The organism is Pseudomonas sp. BIOMIG1BAC (assembly GCF_001705995.2).
Lineage (GTDB): Bacteria > Pseudomonadota > Gammaproteobacteria > Pseudomonadales > Pseudomonadaceae > Aquipseudomonas > Aquipseudomonas sessilinigenes.
Map to the genome: position 1 here is coordinate 2679731 of NZ_CP049045.1, position 15057 is coordinate 2694787.

Annotated in this window: 14 protein-coding genes; 8 read left to right on the forward strand and 6 right to left on the reverse strand. The window is 62.9% G+C overall.

Annotation, left to right across the window (positions count from 1 at the left end):
• Window positions 1-28: 28 nt before the first annotated feature.
• On the reverse strand, window positions 29-574 hold the full coding sequence (locus tag ATY02_RS12795) for a phage tail protein (protein WP_068580842.1): 546 nt from the start codon (window positions 572-574) through the stop codon (window positions 29-31).
• A 247-nt stretch (window positions 575-821) separates the two neighbouring features.
• On the opposite strand from ATY02_RS12795, the gene ATY02_RS12800 reads away from it, so the two are divergent.
• Window positions 822-1079 carry a hypothetical protein gene (locus ATY02_RS12800; RefSeq protein ID WP_068580839.1) on the forward strand — a complete coding sequence of 86 codons (258 nt, stop codon included), beginning with the start codon at window positions 822-824 and terminating at the stop codon, window positions 1077-1079.
• Window positions 1080-1290: 211 nt separating this feature from the next.
• Here the strand turns inward: ATY02_RS12800 and ATY02_RS12805 are convergent, their stop codons facing one another.
• Both ATY02_RS12805 and ATY02_RS12810 read right to left on the reverse strand, forming a co-directional pair.
• The gene (locus ATY02_RS12805; protein WP_068580836.1) at window positions 1291-2424 is read right to left on the reverse strand and encodes a branched-chain amino acid ABC transporter substrate-binding protein; all 1134 of its coding nucleotides are present in this window, start codon (window positions 2422-2424) and stop codon (window positions 1291-1293) included.
• Between the two features lie 81 nt (window positions 2425-2505).
• Window positions 2506-3765 carry a methionine gamma-lyase gene (locus ATY02_RS12810; RefSeq protein ID WP_068580833.1) on the reverse strand — a complete coding sequence of 420 codons (1260 nt, stop codon included), beginning with the start codon at window positions 3763-3765 and terminating at the stop codon, window positions 2506-2508.
• Window positions 3766-3889: 124 nt separating this feature from the next.
• Between ATY02_RS12810 and ATY02_RS12815 the strand changes: the two genes are divergently transcribed.
• Complete coding sequence (locus ATY02_RS12815) at window positions 3890-4369, forward strand: Lrp/AsnC family transcriptional regulator (RefSeq protein ID WP_068580830.1); 480 nt, start codon at window positions 3890-3892, stop codon at window positions 4367-4369.
• An 11-nt stretch (window positions 4370-4380) separates the two neighbouring features.
• Here the strand turns inward: ATY02_RS12815 and ATY02_RS12820 are convergent, their stop codons facing one another.
• Window positions 4381-5295 (reverse strand): LysR family transcriptional regulator, encoded by a 915-nt coding sequence (locus ATY02_RS12820; protein ID WP_068580828.1) that lies wholly within the window; start codon window positions 5293-5295, stop codon window positions 4381-4383.
• Window positions 5296-5400: 105 nt separating this feature from the next.
• Between ATY02_RS12820 and ATY02_RS12825 the strand changes: the two genes are divergently transcribed.
• From ATY02_RS12825 to ATY02_RS12850, 6 genes are all read left to right on the forward strand, one after another.
• Window positions 5401-7146: an amidohydrolase gene (locus tag ATY02_RS12825; protein WP_068580825.1), complete on the forward strand. Its 1746-nt coding sequence runs from the start codon at window positions 5401-5403 to the stop codon at window positions 7144-7146.
• The gene (locus tag ATY02_RS12830; protein WP_164487333.1) at window positions 7143-7307 is read left to right on the forward strand and encodes a hypothetical protein; all 165 of its coding nucleotides are present in this window, start codon (window positions 7143-7145) and stop codon (window positions 7305-7307) included. The genes ATY02_RS12825 and ATY02_RS12830 overlap by 4 nt, the downstream gene beginning before the upstream one ends.
• Before the next feature lie 64 nt (window positions 7308-7371).
• Complete coding sequence (locus ATY02_RS12835) at window positions 7372-8427, forward strand: sugar phosphate isomerase/epimerase family protein (protein WP_068580822.1); 1056 nt, start codon at window positions 7372-7374, stop codon at window positions 8425-8427.
• A gap of 25 nt (window positions 8428-8452) precedes the next feature.
• Entirely contained in the window at window positions 8453-9340 is an 888-nt protein-coding gene (locus ATY02_RS12840) for an alpha/beta fold hydrolase (RefSeq protein ID WP_068580819.1), read from the forward strand.
• A 138-nt stretch (window positions 9341-9478) separates the two neighbouring features.
• Entirely contained in the window at window positions 9479-10087 is a 609-nt protein-coding gene (locus ATY02_RS12845; RefSeq protein WP_068580817.1) for a TetR/AcrR family transcriptional regulator, read from the forward strand.
• A gap of 126 nt (window positions 10088-10213) precedes the next feature.
• Window positions 10214-11395, forward strand: a complete 1182-nt coding sequence (locus tag ATY02_RS12850) for a sugar transporter (RefSeq protein ID WP_068580815.1) — start codon at window positions 10214-10216, stop codon at window positions 11393-11395.
• Window positions 11396-11510: 115 nt separating this feature from the next.
• Here ATY02_RS12850 and ATY02_RS12855 read toward each other — a convergent pair whose 3' ends face one another.
• Window positions 11511-12455, reverse strand: a complete 945-nt coding sequence (locus ATY02_RS12855; RefSeq protein WP_068580812.1) for an alpha/beta hydrolase — start codon at window positions 12453-12455, stop codon at window positions 11511-11513.
• A 114-nt stretch (window positions 12456-12569) separates the two neighbouring features.
• Window positions 12570-14960 (reverse strand): TonB-dependent siderophore receptor, encoded by a 2391-nt coding sequence (locus tag ATY02_RS12860; RefSeq protein WP_068580809.1) that lies wholly within the window; start codon window positions 14958-14960, stop codon window positions 12570-12572.
• Window positions 14961-15057: the final 97 nt, after the last annotated feature.

Genomic DNA, 15057 nt, shown 5'->3' on the forward strand with positions numbered 1-15057 from the left:
TCCTTGCTTGAGGGCCTGTAGATAGCCGTTAAGGGCGCGGAGGGTAGGTGCCGGTCGTGGCAATGCAGAAACAGCCAACGATGGAAGGTTGCATGTTCTGCATGGGCAAGCCCTCGGTCGGAACGACCGTGGCGTTGTTGAGGCGCATGGGATTGTTCGCCGCCAGGGTGTAGGTCGGTTTTGCAACCGCGCCCGCGGTGTTCGAGCTGATGGCGGGAATGTTGCCGGCAGGTCCTGCGTTACCGGTGGTATTCGAGACATGGGTGGCATGGGTGTGCGCGAGCAGCGAACTTTGCGGCATGGCCACTGTTTCAGTGCCGCCCTGAGTGCCCAGCACATGGACATCCATGATCGGAGGAACAGTCGAGGGCTTGAGGTTCTGTCCCAGGGCTACCCGGCCACGCAGGTCCGGCAGGCCGAAGGTGGTGGTGCCATCGCCACCAAAGGTCTTGCCCAGCAGGGAGGCCAGCGCCACGTTGCTGTTGAATGGCAGGATCTGCCCCTCGCACGGGAGCCAGCCTTCAGGTGCCCAACCCCAGGGGAACAGGCGGATTTCGCCGAGAAAGGGATCCATGTTCTTTTCTCCTTAAAGATGCTGGCTGAAGTGATTTCTAAAGCTGGCAATTTGATGTTGCGCACGATATACAAAATGGAATTTAGTTAGCAAACAGTATTTTTTTGCTGAAATAAGTGGAACTGGCATTCGCCTTTATTGACTTTTTAGTTGCGGTGGATTTTTCACTTGTGCAGTAACATTAGTTTCATCTTTGGCGGTAACGCTTGCTGGAAGGACTGGTTTTTAGCTTTAACGTTTTAGTTGGATGGCAGAGTGCCTTGATTGGGTGCTTGGTTACCGCCATGGCGCGACCTTTACCCAACAGGGGCAGGCATTCGAGCGGCAGCTTGTCGCCCCATGGCCTGGGCTTTCATTAATGGCAGGGGCCTTTTATTACGGGCTTTTCAGGGCTTTAGAGCGACTTTTAGTTGAGCTTGCAGGGTGGGTTTCAGGGTTTAAAGTTGTGAAGAAAACAAAGCACGCTAACGATTTTTCAAAAAAACCTGACCTCATTTCAAAATAATTGGGAGGTTAAGGCTTTAGATTGGAGATAGAGGGAAGTGTTAACTGGTGCGGTTCTTTTTGTTACCAGGGTTTCAACTTATTCCCAACTAGAACACTCGGGAATCATGGCGAAAGTTTGACTCCAGAAGGGCCGTCTTGCAGGACGCTTTCAGGCCTTGCACCTGAAAGCGTCCGGGCGCCGCCAGATTGGCGGCGCCCGGTACGGTACTTCAGAGCCCGGCGTTATCGGCCGTTGCTGTCTTCGGCTTGCCGTAGTGCCATTCGTAGACCACGAACTTGAAGTCCTTGAGGTCGCCTTTTTCATCGAAGCTCAGGTCCCCGGTCGGGGTCTTGAAGGTGCCGGCGTGGATCGCCTGGGCGACCTTCTCCGGGTCTTCGCTCTTGGCCGCGGCGATGGCGCCGGCAATCACCTCTACTGCCGAGTAGGAAGGCAGCACGAACGGTCCGCTGGGGTTTTCCTGCTTGGCCTGGAAGGCTTCCACCAGGGCCTTGTTGGCCGGGTCCTGGTCGAAGGACTTGGGCAGGGTCACCAGCATGCCTTCGGAGGCATCCTTGGCGATTTGCGAGATGGAGTCGTTGCCCACGCCTTCAGGTCCCATGAAGCGCGCGGTCAGGCCCTTTTCCTTGGCCTGGCGCAGCAACAGGCCCATTTCCGGGTGGTAGCCGCCGAAGTACACGAAGTCGACATTGGCCTGCTTGATCTTGGCCAGGATCGAGGAGTAATCGCGCTCGCCAACGTTGATGCCTTCGAACATCGCCACCTTGATGCCTTCCTTGCCAAGGATGTCCTTGACCGAGCTGGCGATGCCTTCGCCGTACTGCTGCTTGTCGTGGAGCACGGCGACGTTGGCGGGCTTGAGCTTGGCGATGTAGCGTGCTGCCGCCGGACCCTGGGCATTGTCCAGGCCGATGGTGCGGAACACCATCTTGTAGCCACGGGAAGTCAGCTCCGGGCTGGTCGCGGCCGGGGTGATCATCACGATGCCTTCGTCTTCATAGATGTCCGACGCTGGCTGGGTGGAACTGGAGCACAGGTGGCCGACCACGTACTTGACGCCGTCATTGACCACCTTGTTGGCCACGGCCACCGCTTGCTTGGGGTCGCAGGCGTCGTCGTATTCAACGGCTTCGAGCTTCTTGCCTTCGACGCCGCCCTTGGCGTTGATCTGCTCGATGGCCATGCGCGCGCCGCTGAACTGCATGTCGCCGTATTGCGCGACCGGGCCGGTCTTGGCCCCGGCGATACCGATCCGGATGGTGTCGGCGGCCAGGGAATGGCAGGCGAGGCCGGCGAGGATCATGGCGCTGAGCAGTTGGGTGGCTTTGTTATTGATACGACTCATTGTTGGTTCCACTCCTGTGGGTAACGGTTCAAAGGGTGTTGCGGGTACTGCTTGGGTTGCAGATAGGGCGGTCCGGCCCGTTCAGGGCAGGACCTTGTCGAGCCGGCTGGCGTTCTCCTGGGCGGGTGCTGCCACTGCTATGGGCGCGCAGGCTTCCAGGGCCTGGGCGAGGTCGGCCAGCAGGTCGTCGATGTCCTCGAGGCCCACCGAAAGACGTACCAGGCCTTCAGCGATGCCGTGTGCGGCGCGTTCCTCGGGGGTGTAGGTGGAATGGGTCATGCTCGCCGGATGCTGGGCCAGGGACTCGGCATCCCCCAGGCTCACTGCCCGACTGAACAGCTGCAAGGCGTTCATGAAGCCGCAGCCACTGGGCAGGCCTCCCTTGAGTTCGAAGGCGATCATGCCGCCGGGCAGCTTCATTTGCCGCTTGGCCAGGGCGTACTGGGTAAAGGAGGGCAGGCCGGGGTAGGCCACCCACTGCACCAGCGGATGCGCTTGCAGGTAGCGAGCCACGGCCAGGGCATTGCTGCAATGGCGATCCATACGCAGGCTCAGGGTCTTGAGGCCGCGCATCAGGAGGAAGGCATCCTGGGGCGACATCACCGCCCCAGTCAGGTCCTTGAGGCCCTGCAAGCGGATCTTCTGCGCCAGCTCCTGGCGGGTGACGACGATACCGGCGGTGATGTCGCCATGGCCGCACAGGTATTTGGTGGCCGAATGCACGACCAGGTCGGCCCCCTGGTCCAGGGGGCGCTGCAGGTAGGGAGTGCAGTAGGTGTTGTCCACCGCCAGGGTGATGTTGGGGTGCTGGCGGACGATGCGCGCCACTGCGGTGATGTCCACCAGTTGCATGTTGGGGTTGGCCGGGGATTCGAAGTAGACCATCCGCGTGGCGGGGGAGATGGCGGCGCGCAGGTTCTGCGGATCGGTCATGTCCACATGGCGGACCTTGACCCCGAACTCCTCCAGGCCGTGGTGCAACAGGGCAAAGGTGCAGCCGTACAACGTGCGGTTGACGATGACCTCGTCTCCCGGGCGCAGCAGCGTCCAGAAGGTGGCGGCGATGGCGCCCATGCCGGAGCCGAAGGCCACCGCGGCCTCGCCATTCTCCAGGTCGGCCATGCGCGATTCCAGCAAGGCCAGGGTCGGGTTGCCGATACGGGTGTAGAAGTAACCGGGCTCTTGTCCGGCGAAGCAGCCGGCACCGTACTCGGCCGTTGCGAAGGTGAACGTGGAGGTGAGGTAGATCGGAGGAATCAGCGCGCCCTGATGCTCCTGCGGGTTGTAGCCGTGGTGGATGGCGCGGGTGGAAAAACCAAGATCACTGTTTTTATTGTTCATGGTGAAGACTCCCGGATTTGCTCTAATGCTATGCTCAAATCCGGCGCAATAATTTCTAATCTGGCCCCTTAAAAAGCTGAAGATTGGAATAAATAATCATAAAAACAAAAGATAGAGGCAAAATATGCCCGCTGGCCTGGACCGTACCGACAAAGCCCTGCTTGTCGCCCTGCAAGACAATGCCCGACTGACCAATGCTGAATTGGCCGACACGGTCGCCCTGACCACTTCGCCGTGCTGGCGCCGGGTCAAGTTGCTGGAGGACAGCGGAGTCATCACCGGCTACCAGGCGATCCTCTCGCCCAAGGCCCTGGGCTACGGCGTGACCGCCTTCGTCAGCGTCATGATGGAATCCCACTCCCGGGAGACCGCCCGAGCCTTCGAGCAGCGGTTGCTGGAGATTCCCGAGATCATCGCCTGCCACAACGTCTCCGGGCGCTATGACTTTCTCCTCGAAGTGCTGGCCAAGGACCTGGAGTCCTTCGGCGAGTTCGCCCGCGAAGTGCTGCAGACCCTGCCCGCGGTGAAGGAAATCTACTCGAGCTTTTCCTTCAAGTCGGTAAAGCCGGCGCGATTGATCCCGGTGCTTCAACCCGGCGGTTGAGCGATCCGGGCTCAGTGCAAATGCTGTTCGTCCAGGTACTGTTTCAGGCATTCGACGAAGGCCTGGTGCTTGCGAGTGTGGCGCCGATGGGTCGGGTAGATGATATGGATCATCGGGCCGAACTGCCCCGGATCGGGTACTGCCTCGGGCAGCAGTTGCACCAGCTCGCCCCGTTGCAGGTAAGGCAGGGCGCTCCATTGCGGGCACAGTTGCAGGCCCAGGCCCGCCAGTAGCGCACCGAACAGGAAATCGTAGTTGTCACTGGCCAGCCGTGGCACTGGCTGGGCCATGCGCTGTTGCCGGCCATCGAGGGTGAAGTGCCAGAAATGCGGATTAAGCGCGGGGTGGCGGAAGATCAGCCAGTCATGCTCGGCAAACGTCTGCGGGGTGACCGGCAGTGGCTTGCGTTGCAGGTAACGCGGGCTGGCACAGAGCAGGATGCGGTTGGCGGTCAGTGGCCGAGCGACCAGGTCCGGCAGGTCCACCGGGCCATCGCGTACCGCCAGGTCGTAGCCGCCCCTGAGCAGGTCGACGAATTCGTCGGTCAGCTCTACGTCCAGGCGCATCTGCGGGTATTGCTCCAGGAACCGATAACAGACGGCGTTGAGAAAGGCTGGGGCGAAGGAGGGCGGCGCCACCAGGCGCAGGATGCCGCACATCTGCTGCTGCAACTGATGGATATCCTCCCGGGCCTGTTGCAGTTGGGCCAGCACCTGGCGGGCGCTGGCCAGGTAGAGATGCCCGGCCTCGGTGAGGGCGATGCGGCGTGTGGAGCGTTCGAACAAGCGGGTACCCAGCTGGGTTTCCAAATGGGTGACGGCCTTGGTCAGGGCCGAGGTGGTCTTGCCCAGGTGGGCGGCGGCGCGAGTGAAACTGCCCTGGTCGGCGGTGGCGACGAACATGCTGATGGCGCCCAACTGGTCCATGGGGTCTTGCCTCTTTGGAAAGAATGAGTTGCCCGAAGCAGTATTCTTAAAACCCCCTCGGCTTGGCTAGTCTCTTGCCCATTCTGACCAAGGGCGCCAATAACAATGAAAAACGCACTGACGATCACGCTGGCCTCGGCGCTGGCTTTTGTCGCAATGGAAAGCCAGGCGGCGGTGGATTTGCTGCTGCACAACGGCAAGGTGTTCACCGCCGAGCAGGGCCAGCCCCTGCAGCAGGCGGTGGCGGTGGAGCAGGGGCGGATCGTCAAGGTCGGCAGCGACGCCCAGGTGCTGGCGCTCAAGACGGCGGGCACCCGGGTGGTCGATCTGCAGGGCAAGGTGCTGATGCCCGGCTTCATCGACAGCCACAGCCACGCGATCTTCGGTGGCCTCAAACTCAAGGCCGCGGACCTGGAAAGCCAGCTGTTGCCGGTGGATGAACTGGAGCGACGCCTGCGCGGTTGGCGTGACGACGGCAAGGCGCGCCATGGCGATACCCTGAGCGTCAGCGGTTTTCCTTCCACTTACTGGAGCCAGGTGGATGCGCTGGAGCAACGCTTCAACCAAGGCGAGTGGGCGGATACTCCAATCCTGTTCGTCGGCTGGGACTACCACACCGGCTGGGCCAACCGCGCCATGCTCAAGCGTGCCGGCATCGATGCCCAGCGGGTCAAGGCGCTGACGGGCGAGGCGGTGGCCACCATCGGTCACCATCCCGATGGCACGCCCAATGGCTTCGTCGCCGATGCCGGGCTCTCGGCCCTGACCTCCCAGGTACCGGCGCCGAGCTTCGAACAGATGCTCGACGCCGGGCGTGCTGCCCGGGACCTGAACCACAGCCTGGGCATCACCGCGCTGATGGACCCGGCGGCCAACGCGGTACCCAGTGATGCGCTGTTCGCCATGCATCCCACGGCCCAGACCGTGGGCGTCTTGCCGGTGTACAAGGCGCTGGCCGAGAAAGGCGAACTGGACCTGCGGGTCGCCGCGTTGATGGTGGCCAATCCCAAGAGCCGGCCAGCGGATCTTGCGGTACTGGACCAGGTACGCCGGCAGTTTCTCGATGTGCCCAACCTGAGCTTGCCGGGAATCAAGATCTTCGCCGATGGCGTTGCCGAGTTTCCGGCCCAGACCGCGTCCTTGCTGACGCCCTACAAGAACTCGCAGAAGGGCGGTGAGTTGCTGATCGACCCGGCGCATTTCGGCGAGTTGGTCAGCGCCGCCGACGCCCGTGGCTGGCTGGTGCATGTGCACGCCATCGGCGATCGCGCGGTGCGTGAGTCGCTCAACGGCATCGAGCAAGCCCGGCGCCAGCGCCACAGTGGCGTGGTGCACTCGATCACCCACCTGCAAATGGTCAATCCCAAGGAGTTCGCGCGCTTCAAGCCGCTGGACGTGATCGCCTCGATGCAGCTGTATTGGGCCTCCGCCGATGAACTGAGCATCGACCTGCTCAAGCCCTACATCACGGCCATGCAGTTCCAGTTCATGTACCCGGCGCGCTCGTTGTTCAAGAACGGCGCCACCATCGCTGGTGCCAGCGATTGGCCGGTGAGCACGCCCGAGCCATGGAAGGCCATCGCCCAGGCGGTCAGTCGCAAGGGCCCCAAGGGGGTGTTGAACAAGGATGAAGGCATCGATCGCCAGGCCATGTTCTACGCCTACACCCGTAATGCCGCCCGCGCTATCGGCCTGGAACAGCAGATCGGCAGCCTGGTCCCGGGCAAGCAGGCCGACCTGATCGTGCTCGATCGCGATGTGTTCCAGGTTCCCGATGAGCAGTTGGCCGGCACCCAGGTGCTGAGCACCTATTTCGCCGGTCGCGAGGTCTACCGCCGCCCGGGCGAATGACCTCGGCCATTGCGCCAAAGCGGCCCGCGACCCTGTTCGCGGGCTTTTTTTCAGCCGTCGATCAGGCTCCGTCGATGGGGCTGGAGACATTGATTTACCTGGGCTCTGGCGTTTTTCCCAATGGCGGCGAAGGCCTGCGCCATGGCCTGTCCGGCGATTGAACAGTTGACGTTGGCAGCGGCTTGTTCCTATTCTTTGTCGATCGACAAATAATAGGAGCGTTCGATGAAAACCCTCAAGGGCCCCAGCCTGCACCTGGCGCAGTTCAGCGCCGATACGGCGCCATTCAATGACCTGCCGGGCATTGCCCGCTGGGCCGCCGACCTGGGCTTCAAGGCGTTGCAGGTCCCGGCTTGGGATGAGCGGCTGTTCGATGTCGCCACGGCGGCGCACAGCCAGGACTACTGCGATGAAGTCAAGGGCCAACTGGCCGAGCACGGCCTGGTGATCAGCGAGCTGACCACCCATATCTTCGGCCAACTGGTGGCGGTACACCCGGCCTACGACGCGATGTGCGACAACTTCGCCCCCGAGGCCCTGCGCGGCAATCCCAAGGCGCGCACCGACTGGGCCATGGACCGCATGCAGCTGGCGGCACGGGCTTCCCGGCGCCTGGGGCTTGCTGACATGGGCACTTTCTCCGGCTCGCTGGCCTGGCCCTACCTGTTTCCCTTTCCCCAGCGTCCCGACGGCCTGATCGAGACCGCGTTCGCCGAACTGGCGCGGCGCTGGCGGCCGATCCTCGATGCCTGCGACGAGCAGGGGGTCAACCTGTGCTACGAGATTCACCCCAGCGAAGACCTGCACGACGGCACCAGTTTCGAGCGTTTCTTCGACTTGGTGGATCGGCACCCTCGCTGCCACATCCTCTTCGATCCCAGCCATTTCGTGCTGCAGCAACTGGACTACCTGGCGTACCTGGACATCTACCACGAGCGCATCCGCATGTTTCACGTCAAGGATGCCGAGTTCAATCCCAGCGGGCGCCAGGGCATCTATGGCGGCTACAGCTCCTGGGTCGAGCGGGCCGGGCGGTTCCGTTCGCTCGGCGACGGCCAGGTGGATTTCAAGGGGATCTTTTCCAAGCTGGCGCAATACGACTACGGCGGCTGGGCGACCCTGGAGTGGGAGTGCTGCCTCAAGGACCAGGAGGACGGCGCCCGGGAAGGCGTGGAGTTCATCAACCGCCACATGATCCGCGTCACCGAACGGATCTTCGACGACTTCGCCGGTGCCCGCATCGACCGCCAACAGATCAACGCCATGCTCGGCATCGCCTGAACCTTTCCCACGGAGATCACTATTGATGAATGCCTTTACCGACAACACCCAGGTCGATGCCCACGGCCTGGTCCATCGCTACGTGCGCATCGACGGCCAGCGGATCCATTGCGTCAGTGCCGGCAGCGGCCGGCCGGTGCTGCTGATTCCCGGCTGGCCGCAGACCTGGTACGCCTGGCGCGAGGTGATCCAGGCCCTGGCCGCCAGGGGCTTCCAGGCCATCGCCGTGGACCCGCCGGGCACCGGGCAATCCGATCGCCCGGAGCACGGCTACGACACCGGCGCCGTGGCCGATGTGCTGCACCGAGTGATGGAGCAGCTGGGGTTCGAACGCTATAGCGTGGTCGGCCATGACGTAGGCATGTGGGTCGCCTACGCCCTGGCCAGCGACCGGCCCGAGGCCGTCGAGCGCCTGGCGCTGACCGAGGCGGTGATCCCGGGGCTGGCCGAGGCGCCGCCGATCTTCGTCGAGCCGGGGCAGAACATCTTTCTCTGGCACTTCATGTTCAACCAGTTGCACGATTTGCCGGAAGCGCTGATCGCCGGCCGCGAGCGGGTCTACCTCAACTACATCTTCGACAAGTGGTCCCACCGCCGCGACGCGGTGGCCACCGAGGAGTACATCCAGGCCTATGCCGCCCCGGGCGGACTGCGTGCGGGCTTCGCCTACTACCGGGCGATTCCCGAGACCGTGCGCCAGAACCAGCAGCGCGCCGAACGGTTGCTGGCAATGCCGGTGCTGGCCATCGGCGCCGAGCACGCTACCAACGATGCTCCGCTGCTGACCCTGCAGGGCCGGGCCAGCGATCTGCGTGGCGCTATCGTGCCGGACTGCGGGCACTTCATCATGGAGGAGGCGCCAGAGGCTTTCCTTGGCCACTTGCTGCCGTTCCTGGAAGAGCAGGCGGGCTGAGCCTCGACCGTCGTCCCCGGGCAGGGAAAATGGCCCGGGGACGGCGCAAATCTAATATCATTTCGTCCCGGCGCCCCGTGCCGGCCGCCGATCGGGCCACACCGATCGCCGCTCATCCTGACGAGATACCTGACTCCCATGGCTGGAAGACCCCGCGAATTCGACCGCAACCAGGCGTTGCGCCAGGCGCTCGAACTGTTCTGGGCCCGTGGTTTCGAAACCACCTCCATGGCCGACCTGGTGGCCGCGCTGGGCATCGCCTCGGCACGGATCTACGCTGCCTTCGGTTCCAAGGAGGCGCTGTTTCGCGAAGCCATCGAGCTGTACGAGAGCCACGAGGGCGGTTTCGCCGATCGGGCCCTGGCCGAAGAGCCCAGTGCCCATGCCGCCATCGCGCGCCTGCTCGAGGAGGCCGTGCAACTCTATACCCGGCCAGGCCAACCCCTGGGTTGCATGGTGGTGTCCTCGGCAGTGAACTGCTCCAGCGACAACGACGGCGTGCGCCAGTGGCTGGCCGAGCACCGGCGGGCGCGCACCGCCAGCATCGTCCAGCGGCTGCAGGCGGCGGTGCAGTCGGGGGAATTGGCAGGTCATGGCGATGCAACTTCCCTGGGCGATTATTACTCTACGGTGCTGCATGGCCTGTCGGTGCAAGCCCGGGATGGCGCCAGCGCCGAGCAACTGCGCAAGGTGGTGGCGTTGGCCATGGGCGTCCTCGATACCGCGTGCAACGTAACCCCTGACTAACCTGCGATTCATTACCCTGGCTGCGCTCGCCGTGGGCGCCGGACAGCGCTACCAGCCGAGCAGGGGCCGGGTTTTTCATCGGATCCAGGATCCGCTCCACCTTCGAACGAGTAGTACGACCCCGACATGAGCAATCCCCAGGCGACACCCCAAGGTAACTGGCAGTCGGTCATCGCGTTGGCCCTGGCCGCCTTTGTCTTCAACACCACCGAGTTCGTCCCGGTCGGGCTGCTGAGCGCCATCGGCGCGAGCTTCGACCTGGCCAGCGAACAGGTCGGGCTGATGCTGACCATCTACGCTTGGGTGGTTTCCCTGACCTCGCTGCCGGTGATGCTGCTGACCCGCAACGTCGAGCGCCGGCGCTTGCTTACGCTGCTGTTCGGCTTGTTCATCGTCAGCCACATATTGTCCAGCCTGGCCACCAGCTTCGGCCTGTTGATGCTCAGTCGCATCGGCATCGCCCTGGCCCACGCGTTGTTCTGGTCGATCACCGCATCCCTGGCGGTGCGCCTGGCCCCCGCGGGCAAACAGGTACAGGCCCTCGGCCTGCTGGCCACCGGCACCTCCCTGGCCATGGTCCTGGGCATTCCCCTGGGGCGCCTGCTGGGCGAGGCCCTGGGCTGGCGCACCACCTTCAGCGTGATCGCCGGCCTGGCGGCGCTGCTGGTGCTGTGGCTGATCCGCACCTTGCCGCTGTTGCCCAGCCAGAACTCCGGTTCGCTGCGCAGCCTGCCGCTGCTGTTCAAGCGCCCGGCGCTGGTGGCGGCCTATGTGTTGACGGCCATGGTGGTGACGGCGCAATTCACCGCCTACAGCTACGTCGAGCCCTTCATCAAGGTGGCCTCGGGCCTGGGCGGCGACGTGGTGACCCTGGTGCTGCTGGTGTTCGGCGGCTCGGGGATCATCGGTTCGCTGCTGTTCAGCCGCCTGCACCGCCACAGCCCCCAGGGTTTCCTGCTCGTGGCGGTGGCCTTGTTGATGTTGTGCCTGGGCCTGTTGCTGCCGCTCAACGGGCATGTCTGGTCGCTGGTGGCCCTGAGCGTGGTCTGGGGCATGGCGATCATGGGGTTTGGCCTCTCGCTGCAGTCCAAGGTCCTGACCCTGGCACCGGACGCCACCGACGTGGCGATGGCGATGTTCTCCGGGATCTACAACATCGGTATCGGCGGTGGCGCCTTGCTCGGCAGCTGGGTCGGCGGGCAACTGGGGTTCGCCTATGTCGGCGTGGCCGGCGGCGCCCTGGCGGCCCTGGCGCTGATGCTCTATGGCTGGTCGAGCTGGCGCATCGCCCGCGCCACCGCGCAATGAAGCCCTGGGTGTAGTCGCTGCCCCAGGCTGCGCCCGCGTGCGTAGCGCCCGCCAGGGCGGTGTTGCTAGATCGTTAGTTGAAGGCCCGCGGGCCTTGTCGCAGCCTCGGCAGCGGCTACAGGGTTTCGTGCCGGGTGGCCGAAGGTTGGCTGGCCAGGCCGGTGGCGGGTTGGTGTTTCAACAATGCACCGATCGCCACGGCGTAGTCCTTGCCGGCCAGGTTCATGCTGTTGTTATGGGTGCCGCCGGGTACCAGCAGCAGTTTTTTCGGCGGCAGTGCCGCGGCGAACAGTTGTTGGCTCAAGCGGGCGGGGACGTAGTCGTCCTTCAGGCCGTGGACCACCAGCAACGGCATGCCGATTTCGCTGATCTTGTCGATGGAATCGAACTTCTGCGACATCACCCAGCGCACCGGCAGGCGGGTCTTGGTCACTGCCACGGCAGCGTCGGCCAGGGTGGTGAACGTGGATTCGACGATCAGGCCGCGTGCGGCCACCGGACGCTGTTCATTGGCAGCCTGGCGGCCCAGTTCGGCGGCCAGGTCGATGGCTACCGCGCCGCCCAGGGAGTGGCCGTAGATCAGGCGCTTGCCCGCCTCGGGCTGCAATACCTTGAGGCGTTCCCAGGCCACGCGGGCATCTTCATAGACGCTGGCCTCGGAGGGCAGCTCGCCGTGGCTCTGGCCAAACCCCCGGTAGTCGATGGCCAGCACCGAGTAACCCAGGGCGTGCAACTGCTCGATGCGAAACAGCTGGCCGGTGAGGTTCCAGCGTACCCCGTGCAGGTAGAGGATCGCGGGCGCATCGGCGCGTTGCGCCGGCCACCACCAGGCGTGGAGGTTCTGTCCGGCCCTGAAGCGGTTGGACTTGAGTTCCAACTCCTGCACTGCTTGCGGCAGGCCGTGGAACCAGCCGGCAGTACCGGGCTCGATGCGAAACACCAGCTGGCGTTCCTTGTACTGCAGCACCGCGCAACTGGTCGGCAGGCCAATGATCAGCAGGGCCATGCACAGCAGGGGGAGCCAGCGGCGACGCAGGCGCTGGGGCAGGGTTGGGGGCATGGAAAGCTTCACCACAGAACAATCGAAGGGGCGTTTTAACAGATGTCGCCAGGAAGGTCGTAGAGATTTCGTCGAGTCTCCAGTGACCGCCCGGCGGGGGCCGGGCGGATTGGGTCAGAAATTCCAGCGAGTGCTGACCATCACGTTGCGTGGGTCGCCATAGTAAGCCGACTCGAAGAATCCGATGTTGGTGTAGTAGCGCTTGTCGAACACGTTGTAGACGTTGAGGCTGGTGGAAAGATTCTCGGTGATCTGATAGCGCGCCATCAGGTCTACCAGCCAGTAAGGATCTTGGGTTAGCTTTTCCTGGGTCTTCTTGGGCTTGTTGTTGATCACCTGCCAGCCTTCGCCTTGCCAGCGGGCTCCACCGCCCAGGGTCAGCTTGTCCAGTGGGCCGCTGAGCTTGTAGGTGGTGTAGAAGTTGAGCTGGTCCTCGGGTTCCCAGGTCGACACCTTCTGCCCAGCCTTATCGCGCATGATCTTGTGGGTGTAACCGGCTTGTACCTGCCAGTTGGGCATCAGCTCCCCGGATATCTCGGCCTCATAACCCTTGGTCTTAGCGGTCACGGGCTTATAGGCAAGCATATTGGCCTGGCTTTTGTTGAAGTCCAGGTCTTCTATCGCGCGATTTTCTTCATGCAGTTCGAAATAGGCGAGGCTGGAGTTCAGGCGGCCATCGAAGAACTCGCCCTTGATGCCAACTTCATAGTTCTTGCCTTCGTTAGGCTCGATCATCTTCTTGTTACGGTCGCGGAACTGCGTCTGCGGCAGGAAGATCTCGCTGTAGCTGGCATACAGCGAGAAGTGGTCATCGAGATCATAGGTCAGGCCAGCGTAGGGAATCACCTTGCCGCTGTCCTTGGCATCGGAGGTGCCAGTGACCTGGTAGTTGGCTATGCGAGTTCCCAGCAACAGTTTCAGGTCATCCATGAGGCTGAAGCGCCCGGTCATGTAGATCCCGGTCTGGCGGGTGACTTCATCGTTGAGCGAGGTTGGCGATCCCCAGTCCGGCTCGATGCTCTTGCCGTTCCAGGAGAAGAAATCGTAGGCGTTGCCGAAGTAGGTCGGTGCGCCGTAGTCCTTGCCTTTCCAGTGCGAACGAGACGCCGAAGTACCGATCACCATCTCGTGGTCACGCCCGGCAAAGCTGAAAGGGCCGGAAACATAGGCGTCGAGACTATCGCTGGTGGTTTCACCGGTGAACTTGTTGGCGTAGATCGAGCCGATAACGGGGTCATCGGGAGTGATCGAACCCAGGGGCGCGTAATAGCCGTTGAGTTGATGGTTGTACTGTCCCTTGGCGACCCAGCCGTTGGCGAAACTGTGCTCCAGGGTCGCGAATACCGTGCGGGTGTACTGTTCCCAGCGACTCCATTTGGCGCCGTTGTTGAATGAGCGTGACATCTTCAAGGCATTGCCCGAGGCATTGTAGAGCGGTTGGCTGCCGGACCAGCTGGAGCCACGCGGATCGTTGTCCTGGTAGTCGGCGCCCAGTGTCAGCAGGGTGTCGGGCGTCAGGTCCATTTCGAGGATGCCGTAGTAGACGCTGGTCTTGCGCTGATAGTGGTCCATGAACGATTGCTTGTCCTGATACGCCGCTACCGCCCGCCCGCGAACGTTGCCGGTTTCGGTGAGCGGGCCGCTGAGGTCGATCTCCGAGCGATAGTTGTTCCAGGAGCCTGCACCCAGGTCGATATGCCCCTTGAACTCGCTGGTCGGTTTCTTGCGTACCAGGTTGATGGTGCCGCCAGGGCCCCCCGCGCCGGTGAGCAGGCCGCTGGCGCCCTTGAGCACTTCGACCCGGTCATAGATCGCCATGTCGGTCAGGGTATGGCCGGCCGAATAGGCGCTACTGCGTGTGGTGGGAATGCCGTCGTACTGGAAGCTCTGGATAGAGAAACCGCGGGCATAGTAGTTGGTGCGTTCACTGTCATAAGTCGACACGGTGATGCCCGGGGTATGGCGCATGACATCATCGATGGAGTTGAGCCCGAAGTCGTCGATGACCTGGCGAGTGACGACCGAGATCGACTGTGGTGTTTCCCGTGGCGTCAGCACCAGGCGCGTGGCTGTGGCGATGGTGCCCGGTGTATAAGAGCCTGTGCCTTCGGTGACGGTCCCTAACTGGTTGGCAACGACGTTGGTCGTTCCCAACTGCAATGGGCCGCTGGCTACTTCGGGGGCCACTTGAACCCGGTAGCCTTCGCCTTCTTTCACTGCCACAAGACCCAGTGGGGCCAGTAGCCGTTGCAACCCCTCGCTGACGGCGAAACGGCCCTTGAGGCCTGGGCTGCGTAGGCTCTGGGTCAGGTTCGAGTCGACGGCGATCATGGTCCCGGACTGTTGGCCAAAGGCGCCCAGCACCTGGTCCAGGTTGCCTGGCGCGATGTCATAGCCTACAGACGGGATATCCGCAGACAGCAGGGGCGGGCTGCAGGTGGCGATGACAAGGCCGATGACGATCGGGCGCAAGGCCGCGGCAAGGGGCGTAAGGCGAATGTGCATAAGGAAAATCCGTGGGTTGGAAAGGGTTGGCGCAGAGCTGTTTTCCAGCTTCTTCCCTGGTCTTGATGCACGAGATTGAAAAAACTGCCGCCGTCTT

What these genes read in the sequence shown, in the direction of transcription:
- ATY02_RS12795 (WP_068580842.1), bottom strand. Translation starts at nt 574, where the DNA reads ATGGATCCCTTTCTCGGCGAAATCCGCCTGTTCCCCTGGGGTTGGGCA.
- ATY02_RS12800 (WP_068580839.1), top strand. Translation starts at nt 822, where the DNA reads ATGGCAGAGTGCCTTGATTGGGTGCTTGGTTACCGCCATGGCGCGACC.
- ATY02_RS12805 (WP_068580836.1), bottom strand. Translation starts at nt 2,424, where the DNA reads ATGAGTCGTATCAATAACAAAGCCACCCAACTGCTCAGCGCCATGATC.
- ATY02_RS12810 (WP_068580833.1), bottom strand. Translation starts at nt 3,765, where the DNA reads ATGAACAATAAAAACAGTGATCTTGGTTTTTCCACCCGCGCCATCCAC.
- ATY02_RS12815 (WP_068580830.1), top strand. Translation starts at nt 3,890, where the DNA reads ATGCCCGCTGGCCTGGACCGTACCGACAAAGCCCTGCTTGTCGCCCTG.
- ATY02_RS12820 (WP_068580828.1), bottom strand. Translation starts at nt 5,295, where the DNA reads ATGGACCAGTTGGGCGCCATCAGCATGTTCGTCGCCACCGCCGACCAG.
- ATY02_RS12825 (WP_068580825.1), top strand. Translation starts at nt 5,401, where the DNA reads ATGAAAAACGCACTGACGATCACGCTGGCCTCGGCGCTGGCTTTTGTC.
- ATY02_RS12830 (WP_164487333.1), top strand. Translation starts at nt 7,143, where the DNA reads ATGACCTCGGCCATTGCGCCAAAGCGGCCCGCGACCCTGTTCGCGGGC.
- ATY02_RS12835 (WP_068580822.1), top strand. Translation starts at nt 7,372, where the DNA reads ATGAAAACCCTCAAGGGCCCCAGCCTGCACCTGGCGCAGTTCAGCGCC.
- ATY02_RS12840 (WP_068580819.1), top strand. Translation starts at nt 8,453, where the DNA reads ATGAATGCCTTTACCGACAACACCCAGGTCGATGCCCACGGCCTGGTC.
- ATY02_RS12845 (WP_068580817.1), top strand. Translation starts at nt 9,479, where the DNA reads ATGGCTGGAAGACCCCGCGAATTCGACCGCAACCAGGCGTTGCGCCAG.
- ATY02_RS12850 (WP_068580815.1), top strand. Translation starts at nt 10,214, where the DNA reads ATGAGCAATCCCCAGGCGACACCCCAAGGTAACTGGCAGTCGGTCATC.
- ATY02_RS12855 (WP_068580812.1), bottom strand. Translation starts at nt 12,455, where the DNA reads ATGCCCCCAACCCTGCCCCAGCGCCTGCGTCGCCGCTGGCTCCCCCTG.
- ATY02_RS12860 (WP_068580809.1), bottom strand. Translation starts at nt 14,960, where the DNA reads ATGCACATTCGCCTTACGCCCCTTGCCGCGGCCTTGCGCCCGATCGTC.